Source organism: Candidatus Dadabacteria bacterium, assembly GCA_026705445.1.
In the GTDB taxonomy this organism is placed as follows: Bacteria; Desulfobacterota_D; UBA1144; order Nemesobacterales; family Nemesobacteraceae; genus Nemesobacter.
In genome coordinates this window covers 160,670-173,492 of record JAPPAR010000011.1, presented here as the reverse complement: position 1 = coordinate 173,492, position 12,823 = coordinate 160,670, and the positions used below count along the sequence as shown (strand labels likewise).

The 12,823-nt window shown below is 50.4% G+C and carries 12 protein-coding genes and 1 riboswitch; of the genes, 5 read left to right on the top strand and 7 right to left on the bottom strand.

Features of this window, described 5'->3' with window-relative positions:
- The first annotated feature begins 248 nt into the window (after window positions 1-248).
- Together OXG75_02525 and OXG75_02520 are read left to right on the top strand one after the other, a co-directional pair.
- Complete coding sequence (locus OXG75_02525) at window positions 249-860, top strand: superoxide dismutase (protein MCY3624866.1); 612 nt, start codon at window positions 249-251, stop codon at window positions 858-860.
- A 164-nt stretch (window positions 861-1,024) separates the two neighbouring features.
- Window positions 1,025-2,170, top strand: a complete 1,146-nt coding sequence (locus OXG75_02520) for a sigma-70 family RNA polymerase sigma factor (GenBank protein MCY3624865.1) — start codon at window positions 1,025-1,027, stop codon at window positions 2,168-2,170.
- An 18-nt stretch (window positions 2,171-2,188) separates the two neighbouring features.
- Here the strand turns inward: OXG75_02520 and OXG75_02515 are convergent, their stop codons facing one another.
- From OXG75_02515 to OXG75_02495, 5 genes are all read right to left on the bottom strand, one after another.
- On the bottom strand, window positions 2,189-3,532 hold the full coding sequence (locus OXG75_02515; GenBank protein ID MCY3624864.1) for an inositol-3-phosphate synthase: 1,344 nt from the start codon (window positions 3,530-3,532) through the stop codon (window positions 2,189-2,191).
- Window positions 3,533-3,539: 7 nt separating this feature from the next.
- Window positions 3,540-3,935 (bottom strand): 30S ribosomal protein S9, encoded by a 396-nt coding sequence (gene rpsI / locus OXG75_02510; GenBank protein ID MCY3624863.1) that lies wholly within the window; start codon window positions 3,933-3,935, stop codon window positions 3,540-3,542.
- 6 nt (window positions 3,936-3,941) lie between these two features.
- A complete protein-coding gene (rplM, locus tag OXG75_02505; protein ID MCY3624862.1) occupies window positions 3,942-4,370 on the bottom strand; it encodes a 50S ribosomal protein L13 in 429 nt (142 codons plus the stop codon).
- An 88-nt stretch (window positions 4,371-4,458) separates the two neighbouring features.
- Window positions 4,459-5,247 (bottom strand): ABC transporter permease, encoded by a 789-nt coding sequence (locus tag OXG75_02500; GenBank protein MCY3624861.1) that lies wholly within the window; start codon window positions 5,245-5,247, stop codon window positions 4,459-4,461.
- Complete coding sequence (locus OXG75_02495; GenBank protein MCY3624860.1) at window positions 5,244-5,795, bottom strand: hypothetical protein; 552 nt, start codon at window positions 5,793-5,795, stop codon at window positions 5,244-5,246. Before OXG75_02495 ends, OXG75_02500 begins: the two co-directional genes overlap by 4 nt.
- 116 nt (window positions 5,796-5,911) lie before the next feature.
- Here OXG75_02495 and grxC point away from each other — a divergent pair, with 116 nt between their 5' ends.
- Both grxC and OXG75_02485 read left to right on the top strand, forming a co-directional pair.
- Entirely contained in the window at window positions 5,912-6,184 is a 273-nt protein-coding gene (gene grxC / locus OXG75_02490; GenBank protein MCY3624859.1) for a glutaredoxin 3, read from the top strand.
- Between the two features lie 52 nt (window positions 6,185-6,236).
- Window positions 6,237-6,454, top strand: a riboswitch (cobalamin riboswitch).
- Between the two features lie 149 nt (window positions 6,455-6,603).
- A complete protein-coding gene (locus OXG75_02485; protein ID MCY3624858.1) occupies window positions 6,604-8,541 on the top strand; it encodes a TonB-dependent receptor in 1,938 nt (645 codons plus the stop codon).
- Window positions 8,542-8,655: 114 nt separating this feature from the next.
- On the opposite strand, the gene OXG75_02480 is transcribed toward OXG75_02485, so the two are convergent.
- Window positions 8,656-9,678 (bottom strand): LLM class flavin-dependent oxidoreductase, encoded by a 1,023-nt coding sequence (locus OXG75_02480; GenBank protein MCY3624857.1) that lies wholly within the window; start codon window positions 9,676-9,678, stop codon window positions 8,656-8,658.
- A gap of 109 nt (window positions 9,679-9,787) precedes the next feature.
- Between OXG75_02480 and OXG75_02475 the strand changes: the two genes are divergently transcribed.
- Complete coding sequence (locus tag OXG75_02475; protein MCY3624856.1) at window positions 9,788-10,843, top strand: LLM class flavin-dependent oxidoreductase; 1,056 nt, start codon at window positions 9,788-9,790, stop codon at window positions 10,841-10,843.
- Window positions 10,844-11,129: 286 nt separating this feature from the next.
- Here the strand turns inward: OXG75_02475 and OXG75_02470 are convergent, their stop codons facing one another.
- Window positions 11,130-12,737, bottom strand: a complete 1,608-nt coding sequence (locus tag OXG75_02470) for a peptide ABC transporter substrate-binding protein (protein ID MCY3624855.1) — start codon at window positions 12,735-12,737, stop codon at window positions 11,130-11,132.
- Window positions 12,738-12,823: the final 86 nt, after the last annotated feature.

The window sequence follows — 12,823 nt, the reverse complement described above, 5'->3', positions numbered from 1 at the left end:
CGGAGTTCAATGCGCGGGAGGTTGTCGTGAGGGTCGCGCGCACTGACGAAACGGGCAAAAAGAGCGGCCTTGCGGTAGAAACTCCCGTGTTCAGGGTTTGTGGACTCCCCGGCCTGGTATGCTTCGGAATTCGCTAACAAGCATAGGATTACCCTGACATTCTGGTATACTCTACTTGCAACTGTCCGCAGTTGTATATATAATCCCAGACTTGGCTTTTTATTTCGAGAGATTAAAAGGAGAGGAAAATGGCGCACGAATTACCTGATCTTCCTTATGATCATGACGCTTTGGAGCCGCATATAGACGCGGAAACGATGAGAATACATCATTCAAAGCATCATCAAGGGTACGTAAACAACTTAAACGCAGCGCTGGAGAAACATCCGGAGTTGGCGGACAAATCGCTTGAGGAACTGCTCGGCGATCTTGACTCCGTTCCCGAAGACATAAGAACCGCGGTAAGAAACAACGGCGGAGGGCACGCGAACCACAGCCTTTTCTGGCCGTGCATGGCTCCCGGTTCCGGAGGAACGCCTTCGGGTGAGCTTGCCGATGCCATAGATTCCGCGTTCGGAAGCTTCGACGCTTTCGCCGAGGCATTCTCCAAGGCAGCCGCCACCAGATTCGGAAGCGGCTGGGCGTGGCTTTGCGTGGACGAGGGCGGAGGGCTCGTGGTAACATCCACCCCAAACCAGGATAACCCGGTTTCCGAGGGACTGAAGCCCATTCTGGGTCTCGACGTCTGGGAGCATGCATATTATCTGAACTACCAGAACAGAAGGCCCGACTACGTGAAGGCGTGGTGGAATGTGGTGAACTGGGAACAGGTTTCGGAGAACTTCACCGGGGCGAAGTAATTCCCACAAAACCACACCCGGAAAAAAACGCTTACATTTTAGTCCGAAAAATCTTATAATCCCTTATTAGGGACGGAAGGTGCTAATTTTCATTGCCCGCTTGGGTTTTGAAAACCTTTTTTGTTGCCTCCGTTTTTCAATCAGGGAATTGGTGAAAAAGCAAGATGGACATTAAATATAAAGGTTTTCAGGATAATGCGGAACATGACTCCGGGTTTGAATCCTATGATGTTGACGACGACATTGAGGAAAACGAAACCGAAGAGAGTTTTGACAGCTCGGACGAAGAGGAACTGAAACCCAGGGGGAAGGACAAAGAGAAGGACAAGTGGATCCCCGATGAACAGCTCCGGCTTCTTTACGTCTACTTTAAGGACATGGCAGTTGAGCCTCTTTTCGCCGCGAAGCAGGAAGTCGAGATATCTGCGAGAATCAAGATGTGCGAAATCAGGATGGCCAAGGTTCCTAAGAGCATTGAAAAATACGAGAAAATCCGCACAAGAAAAAACTCGGCCAAGGCGCGTGCGATAGCACACAGAATAGCGGTCCTGCGCGCTATGGAGAAAATTTATGTCGACTGGGCGCTCAAACTCAAGCAGAAGTTCGTAAAAGCCAACCTGAGACTCGTAATAACGATTTCGAGAAGATACATGAGCAGGGGGCTGCCGCTTCCGGATCTCATCCAGGAAGGGAACCTCGGTCTAATGCGCGCGGTTGAAAGATTTGATTACACAAAGGGCTACAAGTTCTCCACCTACGCCTCATGGTGGATACACCAGGCCATACTCAGGGCCCTTCAGGGACAGACCAGAACTATAAAGGTCCCTGTCTACCTGCTGGAGCAGGCAAACAGGGTTTACAAGACGAGTGCGAAGCTTAGCAAGGAAATGGGAAGAAAGCCGACGCCCAAGGAAATAGCGGAGGCCTCGGGAATCTCGGCAGAGGTTATAAACAGGATTCTCAATTCCACAAACGACGCCATAAGCCTCGACACGCCGGTTCTCGACGGGGAGAAGACCACGCTTCTTGATTCGGTCGCGGATAAGGAAGCTAAAATCCCCGACACGATAATAGCGAAGATGTCTCTCGCAGAAAAGCTGAAGGAAGCTCTTACTCTTCTGAATCAAAGAGAAGAGGAAATCATAAGGCTTCGTTTCGGCATAGGACGCCAGAGCACCTACACTCTTGATGAGATCGGCAAGAGGTTCAATCTGACCAGGGAAAGAATAAGGCAGATAGAAAAGGCAGCCCTCGGGAAACTCGCAAGTTCCGGCGTGAGAAAAGATCTGGAAAGCTTCCTCAAGCAGTAGAGCAGAAACGCGGCCCGTTTAGCCGAAACCGTAGTAATCAATCCCCAGATGGCTTATCAGTTCCTCGCCCTGCAGGTAGCGAAGCGTGTTCTGCAGCTTGGCGAACTGAACGAAAAGATCGTGCTCGGGGTAGAGCTTCTTATCGACCATGGGGCTTTTGAAATAAAAGGAAAGCCACTCTTGGACCCCGTAGATACCAGCGCGATGCGCAAGATCTAGGAACAGCACGAGATCAAGAACCACCGGTGCGGCAAGTATGCTGTCGCGGCAGAGAAAATTGACCTTTATCTGCATTGGATAATCAAGCCATCCGAAAACGTCTATATTGTCCCACGCCTCTTTTTCGTCTCCGCGCGGCGGGTAGTAGTTTATTCTTACCTTGTGGTAGTAATCCGAGTAAAGCTCAGGATTTATCTCGGGCTGAAATATGTACTCAAGCGCACCCAGCTTGCTTTCTTCCTTGGTTTTAAAAGAACCGGGATCATCAAGCACCTCTCCGTCCCGGTTACCCAGTATATTGGTTGAAAACCACCCGTTGAGCCCGAGCATCCTGCTTTTAAGACCCGGAGCCAAGATAGTCTTCATGAGTGTCTGGCCGGTTTTGAAGTCTTTACCGGCTATTGGAACCTCGTTTTCAATCGCGAGCTGCTGAAGCGCGGGGATGTCCACGGACAGATTAGGGGCTCCGTTTCCGTAGGAGGCACCGCATTTTATGGCCGCGTAGGCGTAGATCATGCTCGGGGGAATATCGTCGTGATTTTCCCTTAGCCCCTTCTCGAAACCCTCTATGGTTTCATGAACTTCCGACGGCTCAAGATATACCTCGGTACTCCCGCACCAGAGCATTACCAGCCTTTCGATATCGTTTTCCCTCTGGAATCTCTTTATGTCCCTGATCAGGGCCTCGGCAAGATGCATCTTCGTCTTGCCCTTCTTTACGTAGGAACCCTTGAGATTACGGACGTACCTGTTATCGAAAACAGCCCGCATAGGAGACTCTTTTTCAAGATCCCGTCTTATCTTCCCGAGAAGTTCGGGACTGAGCACTCCGGCCCGAAGCGCCGAGGCGTGGCAGTCTTCATCGTGTATGTCCCATCCGGCAAACACCATGTCCTGGATTTCGGCCAGCGGAACCAAATCTTTTATGAGAGGAAAATTCTTCTCGGTTCTTTTGCCGAGCCTGATTTTCCCCATCTGCGTCAGGGAGCCGATGGGCCTTCCCACTCCCTTTACCACCGCCTTTAAGCCCGCTATGAAAGTTGTGCTTACCGCCCCGCTCATCCCGGGGATCAGCACCCCTAGCTTTCCCTTGGCCGGGCGGATGTCGAATTTTCTCTGGAACTTCTGGTTTGGATCGGTCAAGTATGAATTACCTTTTGGAGAACTGCTGTCCCCTTCTCGCCTTGCGTTTCCCGTACTTTTTGCTCTCAACCATCCTGGGATCGCGTTTCAGCAGTCCGGAAACCTTGAGTTTCTTGCGAAGCGACTCGTTGGCCTTGAGAAGGGCTCTGGCAAGTCCGTGGCTCATGGCTCCCGCCTGGCCGGTAAGTCCTCCTCCCTTCACCCTGACCATCACGTCATATTCCATGGAAGTATCGGTGACGCTGAGCGGCTCACGGGCCTTTATCTGCCATACTTCTCTGGGAAAGTACTCTTCCACGGATTTTTTGTTCACGGTAATGGAACCGCTGCCTCTCCTGAGCCAGACTCTTGCGATTGACGTTTTTCTTCTCCCCGTGCCATTGTAAATAACGGTTTCAGGCATAATGAATCAGACCTCCAGAACCTCGGGATTTTGGGCCATGTGCGGATGCTTGTCTCCGACATAGATTTTCATCCGCTGTATGAGTTTCTTCTGCCACCTGTTTTTGGGAAGCATCCCCCAGACGGCCTTGCGGATTATCTCTCCCGGCTTTTTCTCAGCCAGTTCTTGCGCAGTAACGGATTTAAGTCCCCCGGGATAGTGGGAATGGCTGTAGTAGGTTTTCTGCTCCCACTTCCTGCCAGAGAACGTGGCTTTGTCGGCGTTGACTATAACGACGAAATCTCCGATATCCGAATGAGGAGCAAACTGCGGTTTGTTCTTGCCCCTAAGAATCGAAACCACCTTGGTTGCAAGCCTTCCGACGGGTTTTCCCCGAGCGTCGATCAGGTACCACTTTTTTTCAAAATCGTCGTTTCTGGCCATGTATGACTTCATAATATTCTCTCTTCGGATAAATTAAGGGTATCGATTCTACCGAATGTAAGCTCAAAGTCAAAGAAATTTAAGCGGGCCGGACAAAAGATTAGAAGTCATAAAAAGCAATAACGAATATTTTCGAGAGAATGAAGTCGAAAAGTATTATCAGAAAAAGCGAGATCACAACAGTTTTAGTGGTGGCGTTTCCGACCCCGCGCGTTCCCCCCTCGGCCTTCATTCCCACATAGCAACCCGTGATCGCCACTATGATTCCGAAAAACAGCGTCTTGGAAATACCGGTCATCAGGTCTTCAAGGGAAACCCAGCCCCTTATGCTTTCAATGAAAAGAGTGGGTTTCACGTTAAGTTCCATCTGAGAGATGATCATCGCCCCTCCTATGCCCGCCAGGTTCGATATTACCGCAAGCAGCGGAAAAGAGATGATGCACGCCATGAGTCTTGGAGAGACAAGTTTTCTGATCGGATCGGCTCCAAGGGTCTTTATGGCGTCTATCTGCTCTGTCACCTTCATCGAGCTTATCTCGGCCGTGATGCCGGAACCTACCCTGCCGCCCACAAGAAGAGAGGTTATTATGGGACCGAGCTCCCTCACAAACGAGAGAGTAACCACGGGACCTACGAGCCCCTTAGCCCCGAACCACGCGAATCCCCACGCCATCTGCACCACCATCACCATTCCGATAGCCATGGCGGAGACCACTACTATCGACACGGAACGATAGCCTATATCGTATATCTGGACAGTAAGAAGACCGTAATCGTAGGGAGGGGTAACGGTGGCTACGACTGAATTCCAGAAGAAAAAGCAGACCTCTCCCACGCCGAGAACAAAGTTAACGAGACTGGTTATAACTTCGGATGCGAACCTGTTCATCTGGCCCAGAGTTCCTCGAAACCTGAAACGAAATCAATGAATTCTCCGAGATTCGCCTCGAAGCCGTCCAGGGCCGCCGAATAGCTAAAATCGTAATCGCATTCAGGAGACTTGTGCACGACCGTCGCAAGGGAGAAGCTGTCATCACCAAGCGACGCCTCGTACTCGGTGTAAAGCCCCGCGGCGCCGTCAATCTCGATATCCTTTCGCAGTCTGACACGCTTTTTGCCCAGGCCGACGACCAGAGAGTCCGAGAGCGTCTGAAGATCGTAATCCCGGTCCGCGCAGAGTGAACTTACCGTCAACACGAGATCGCTCTTCGGGTTGTAAAAAGCCATGTCTCCCCCTTCTAGCGGTATCCTTTCCCAGTCCCGCGAAAGGGGCGCGACACGGTAACTGTTAAGATCGGTGGTATAGACCCAGTCCTTCATCTTTCCTGTCTTCCTGTCATCCCCCGACGCATAGTTCATCAGAAATCTTGTCGCGGAACACGAACTCACAAGAAAAATCAGCGAAAACGCTATGAAAAACAAGGCCTCTTTGCGCATAAGACAATAACTCCCCGGCTTGACTGGGAGACGTATATAACCGCTTAAAGTACTTGAATACATGCCAAAAACCAAGGATCATAGGATCTGATCTGAAAACAAACCGAGGTAGGATATTGAGTTCAGTAACGATATACACAAGCTTTTACTGCACTTACTGCGCAAGGGCAAAAAGACTCCTTGACAAAAAACAGGTGGATTACGAAGAGATCAGGCTTGACGAGAATCCGGAAAAAAGAGAGGAGCTTATCAAGAGACTTAACTGGAGAACCGTACCCATGATCTTCGTCGGCAAGCAGTTCATAGGCGGCTACGACGATCTGGCGGCCCTTGAGCACTCAGGGGAACTTGACCGCATGCTTGCTTCCCAAGCACAAGGCGATTCCTGATTACGCCTTCCCGCTGACTTGGGGCTTTTGACACCCCCACTACTAAGTTGTATAGTTATATTTAGATTCAGGTTAAGGGAATCGGGTGAGAGTCCCGAACTGTTCCCGCAGCCGTAATAAGGGGTTTTTTCGGTGCCCATGCGAAGCGTGCTTGCGTTTCGGGTCACTGGCTTCAACACAGCCGGGAAGACCGTATCCGGAAAAGTCGCTCTGTTTCAATAACAGGCAGCCCTTTAAGTCGGAAGACCTGCCTGCGTCAATCTATAGTGGCTTTGCCTCGGGAGTTAGGCGTATGGCGATTAAAAACATATTTTTTCTTTCCGGCGCGTTCGCGCAGTTTTCGTTTTCCGCCCTATGTACTCATTCATTTAACCGCTCTTTCGGGGAAAGCTGTCTGCCAGCACTTGGAGGAGCTAGTAATGAACAGACTTAGGATGTTTTTCGCTTTTGTTTTGATCCTGGTTCTGTTTCCTTCCGCGGGTTTTTCGGAGGAAACCGAACTAGAGAAAATTATAGTTACGGGAACAAAAACCGGGATTGACGCTGACCGTCTCGGTTCCACCGTTACCATTATCGACAGGAAAGAAATTGAGAGAAGCGGCGAGAAGGACATTGCGTCAATATTTTCGAGGGTTCCTGGGTTAAAAGTGGTGCGCTCGGGAAGTCGCGGCGGCGTCACATCTATTTTCGCCAGAGGAGGACAGTCGGATCATAACCTCGTTATGATTAACGGCGTCCAGATAAACCAGGCCGGGGGAGGTTTTGACATCTCTTCCCTTACCACCGAGAACATAGAGAGAATAGAAATAATAAAGGGAGCGCACTCGTCTCTTTACGGTTCTGACGCCGCGGCTTCCGTTATAAACATAATAACGAAGCGCGGAAGCGGAAAAGCAAGAAAAACAAATTCCGTTGCACTGGGATTCCGCGCCGAAGACGCGATGATCCTTGAGCATTCCTCAAGCTTATCCGGCAGCCTTGAAAAGCTTGACTATTTCCTTTCTCACCAGAGAATCATCGATGAGGGAATTCTGGAGGTAAACAACGATTACAAAAACCGCAGCTTCACGGCAAACCTGAACCTTGAGGCAGCCGACAATCTCGATCTCTCGTTTTTCTCCATATACAGGGATTCCGATTTTGAATTTCCGACCGGAAGTGCGGGAGACAGGTTTGATCCGGTTGACCCGGACAGCGGCACAAGGAGCAAATCGCTCGTTACGGGTTTTGACATCTTGTTCTCCGCAACCGAGTGGTGGGAAAACTCTGTTAAGATCGGTTACACAAGGCTTGACAGGGAGAACTATGACGGACCCGCGGAACCCGAGGGATCATTCGGGGCATCCCCATCCGAGACTCTCGACAAAAGGGTATCGTTTGAATACAGCTCCAGCTTTTTTGTTGACTTTGACCAGCTCTCAACCATAACCTCAGGCGGAGTTGAATACGAAAAGGAGAACTTTGAGGCAGACCCTCTTGACAAATCAAGAGAAAATTACGCTTTCTACACTCAGACCCACCTTGATCTGCTGAGGACCCTCTTTGTCACAACAGGCGTAAGGTATGACGATAACGAAGCCTTCGGAGGCAAGTGGAGTCCGAGTGTTTTCGCCAGATGGAAAATCGGGCAGAGCGGAACCGAGATAAGGGGAGGGGCAAGCGGGGGAATCAAGGAAGCCACTTTCCATGAGAATTTCAGCGATTTTGGCGGTTTCACGATACCAAACCCCGATCTCAAACCCGAAGAAACATTAACCACGGAAATAGGCGCAAGGCAGCGTCTTCTTGACGGTGCGGTCGAACTTGATCTTTCCTTTTTCCGCAACAAGTTCAAAAACATGATCGCCTACAACGGCACCCCGTTTGAAAACGGAACCAACTACGAAAACATAAACCGCACGGAGTCAAAGGGAGTCGAGGGCGTAATCAGCTTGTATCCGAACGACTGCCTGACCCTCAGTGCCGGCTATACGTACACCGACGCGGAGGTAACTGACGACGGCGGAGCAGGGTCCGCGGCTTTTTCGAAGGGAGAAAAACTCATACGTATACCCGAGCATTCGTTCTCGTTTAACGCGGGATATTCAAAAAATGTTTTTGACCTCAGCCTTTCGGGAAACTACGTAGGCAGCAGGGAGGATGTCAACTGGAGCATGTTTCCAGGTACCAGAGTCAGAAACGATTCTTTTTTCATTGTTGACGCCGCGGCTTCCTACGAAATCAGCGTGAAAAGGTTTGTTGAAAAAATCAGGCTGTTTTCAAGGGTAAACAACCTGTTCAACAAGGATTACGAAAATGTTTTCGGTTTTTCATCTCCGGGGTTCAGCATGATTTCCGGAATATCTGCGGTTCGTTAGCAGATCCGGCGGATTTCAGGAAGCTGTCTTTACGCAAAAAATCGAGGCTCAGTCAAGCCTGCCGGGGCGGCGATTCGGGTAAGCGGGCAGCTTCCTATCATGCCGGAGCATCCGTCATCTGAATTCGGGAATCACCTGGTTTCCGAAAAGCTCGATTGAATGCGCTATAACTTCCGCGGAGGCCTGGGGAAACACCATCCTGCACATTATGTTTTGTATTCCGGTTTTCTCAGCGTACTTTCTCACTTCTTCGACGCAGTGCCCGGGGGTGCCGATCATAAAACGGTCTTCCGCCATGTATTCAAAAAACGGGTCGTCAGGATCGGTTATGTTTTTTCCCCGTATCACTATCTTGACCCCAAGGCTCAGGTAGAACCTGTACATGTTTATTATGTATTCGGTTCCGCCCGCAGTGGCTTCTTCCATGGTTTCACGCACGTAAGTTTCCCGAAGCAGTATGTGCTCCGCTCCTGACGGATCGCGTCCGGCTTTTTCCGCCTCGTCGTTATACCACCCGAGGGTATCCATTATCATGGGAACCGTCCTGCCGGGGCCGATAAGAAGTGGGTACCCGAGGCGCCCGGCCCGCCGCACGGCGGGTTCCTCGAAAGCTCCTATGTATATGGGTATGGGTCTCTGCACGGGTTTGGGGGTAACGTCTATGTCCCGAAAGCTGAACCTCTTGCCTTCATAGGAAAAAGACCCTTCTTCCCAGCATTTCTCGATTATCTCTATTCCTTCCTCGATTCTCGAGGGTCTTTGCGTCATCGGGACTCCGAACCCCTCGAATTCCTCTTTTCTGTATCCTATCGCGACTCCCAGATCGAATCTTCCGCCGGAAATGAGATCGACCGTGGCGGCGTCTTCGGCCACTCTCACCGGGTTATGAAGCGTGAGTATCAGGGCTCCCGTGCCTATTCTCACTCTCTCGGTCACAGCGGCCATCGCGGCGGCCATCCCAAGAGGGGAAGAGCAGTATCCATCCTCAAGAAAATGATGCTCGGAAAGCCATACCGAATCGAAATCCACCGTTTCGGCAAGTCTCACGTGGTCCAGGGAATTTCTGTAAAGATCCACATGACTGTAGTCAAGATCCTTGTGGGTCTGCATACTGAAGAGTCCGATGCCGAATCTCATTTGATGCCTCCGGGATATAAGTTTGGTTATTTGCGTTTAAACGGCAAATCAACCATAATTCTACCGTGATCGTTATCTACTTCCAAAACCATAATCGAGGTGCCATACAGTGGGAAAAGAAATAAAATTTGGACTTTCCGCTCCGATGCCGGGAGCTGACGTTGACGGACTCGTAAATTTCTCGATAAAAGCCGATCAGCTTGGATTCGACACCATATGGTACCCCGACCATCTGCTTTTCGTGGCGCCGGAAGCCATTGCTCCCGAGGCGTGGACCGTGGCGGCGGCGGCAGCTATGAAAACGGAAAACATAGCTTTGGGGACGGTTTCTGATCCCCACAGAATGCATCCCGCTGTTTTCGCCCAGAGACTCGCGACCGTTGACCAGCTTTCAAAGGGCAGGGTAGTGCTAACCCTCGGAGTCGGGGAATCGATGAATCTCGACGCATTCGGAATCGAGTGGGGAAAACCCCTTTCGAAACTAAGAGAATCAATAGAAGTCATGGAGCTTCTCTGGGAAACTGACGAGCCCGTGGATTTTGACGGACAGTTCTACAAACTTGAGAACGCGTTTCTGCAGATAAAACCCTACGAGAGAAACAAGATACCGTTTTACATGGCCACCCACACGCCCAAGGGACTTCAGCTTACGGGAGAAAAGTGCGACGGATGGCTGCCGATAGACTTGAATCCCGATCTCTATTCGGGTTACCTCGGGGATATAAAGGCGGCGGCGGATAACGTGGGAAGATCGATTGACGACGGTTTTGACCCGGCGCTTTGGGTATTCACCTCTCTTGGAGAAAGCGTTGACGCAGCCTACGAGACTCTTGAACCCTTCAAGTACGTGCTGGTCATGCAGGACCAGCTGCTCAAGGCGGGCTACGACGTCGAGATACCCGAGGAATACCACGGCCTTAACTATTTCAACATAGTGCCGACGGATGAAGAGGGGAGACAGAGGTTCAGACAGCTCGGGCAGCTTTTCCCGAGAGAAGCCATACTTGATTTCACCATTACGGGATCAAAAAAAGACTGCATAGAGAAAATCGAGAAGTTCATAGATGCCGGTGTAAGGAATTTCGTGCTTTTCTACAGATTCAGCCCCGATCCGGATCTGGCGCTTGAAACTTACTCAAAAGAGATAATTCCTTACTTCAAGTAAGTCTACCGCGTCAATCAAGATGGTACTCCGGGGATGGTTCCCAAACGGAAGGAGCGATGTTCAGTCGGAGTACGCATTCAGATGCCTGGGAACAATTTGGGCAGGCTTGTCCCTGATGGGCAAGCGTTGGGTTTGACAAAATCATTGGGGTGTTTGAATCTCGCTTTGATGCTGCAGCTGCAATGACGGGCCAATCATACCGACGACAAGAAACACGAAAAAAACAACTTCCAGAATATGCGTTATTTTTTAATCCGCGGAGACATTCTCATCTAACCCCGGGTCCTCAGCGCTCGCCGGATTTGGAATGGTTCACAAACTCGACTCTGCTGAAGTAAAGAAAATTAAGGCGGTCAGGTTCAAGACCTTTTACGTACGGCTTGATCATGTTCTGCTGAACCGAGTTTAGATAAGGAACTATCGGCACGCCGGTTTCCACAAGGATTCTCTGGGCGCTGTTGTAAAGATCCGTTCTTAGCCCGCGGTCGAGAATCCCGGCCGCCTTCTCCACTAATCGATCGTACTGCGGATCGCACCACCCGGTACGGTTATTCCCGCTTCCGCACTCAAAGAGATTCATGAAATTGTGAGGATCTGGAAAATCCGCCTGCCATCCGGCTCTGAATACTGGCGGAGGATCCGTTCTGAGCGTGCTCAGATAGACGGTCCATTCCTGGTTCACAAGCTTCACCTCGATGCCGAGATGCTCCTTCCACATGCCCTGGAACGCCTCGGCTACAATTCTGTTGTTTCCGGTATCCGGATAAAGAAAAGCGGTCTTCGGAAAATTCTCTCCGCCCGGATAGCCGGCCATCTCAAGAAATTTCCTCGCCTTCTGCGCGTCAAACGAAATGCCAATCCGGGGATTGTGGGCAAGCATGTCAATCGGTATCCATGAAGTCACGGGCTCTCCAGCCCCCTGGAGAAGTCCCGCGAGGCTTTTCCTGTCTATTGAACTCGCGAAAGCTTTTCTCACCAAGGGATTGTCAAACGGGGGCTTCTTTGTATTAAACCCTATGTAGTTGTTTCTGAAAACCACGCTCTGCCTGAAATCCCGAAGCTTCTTAACCCTTGGAATCTCAAGCAGGGGAATTCCCTTGCTGTCAAGAAAATCGAGTTCTCCGCTTTCATAAAGTGCAAGGGTGGATACCGGATTCTCGTTCATTATCATTTTTACCTTCTTGGCGCTTTTGGGTTTCTCTCCCCAGTAGTCCCCGTACTCCTCGATAAGAACTTCCTTATGATGCTTCCATTCTTTTAATCTGTAAGGTCCCAGGGTTACTATGTTTGCGGCTTCCGTCCACCTGGTTCCGTATTTCTCAACAATATCCTTTCTCATCGGAAAAGTGGACATAAAAGTAACCAGACTGAGAAAATAGGCCCGCGGCCTCTCAAGGGTGACAACAAGAGTATGATCATCCGGGGCCTTTACCCCGACTTCGCTGAAATCCTTTATCTCTCCTGAGTTGAACTTTCTGGCGTTTTTTATGTCAAAAAGGAAGTAGGCATAGCTTCCGGCAGTTTCGGGGTTAAGAATCCTTTTCCATGAATAAAGGAAATCCCCGGCTCGAAGCCCCACTCCGTCTGTCCAGAAGACTTCTTTCCTTATTCTGAATGTATAGGTTCTTCCGTCCCCGCTTACCCGCCAGCTTCGCGCGAGAGCGGGCACGGGCTCGTATTTTTCATCAAACGCCGCAAGGCCGTCCATTATGTTCTCTATGATCGTAAAAGATGTGACATCGGTGGCGAGAGACCAGTCAAGCGTGGGAGGCTCGGTGCCGATATTTATGTTAAGCGTGTCCTTGCGGGAAATATCCGCGGCATCCGGGGCCTTGTTTCCGGAACCGCAGGAGATAAAAAGCAGAAAGCAGAGTGCCGAAAGAAGATTTTTCAATGTTTTCGCAGCAATAATTTGAAAACCCCGATACCTGCGGATTGTTTCATAAGAACTGTTTCCAGGCCCAAATAACCAGGCTCGAT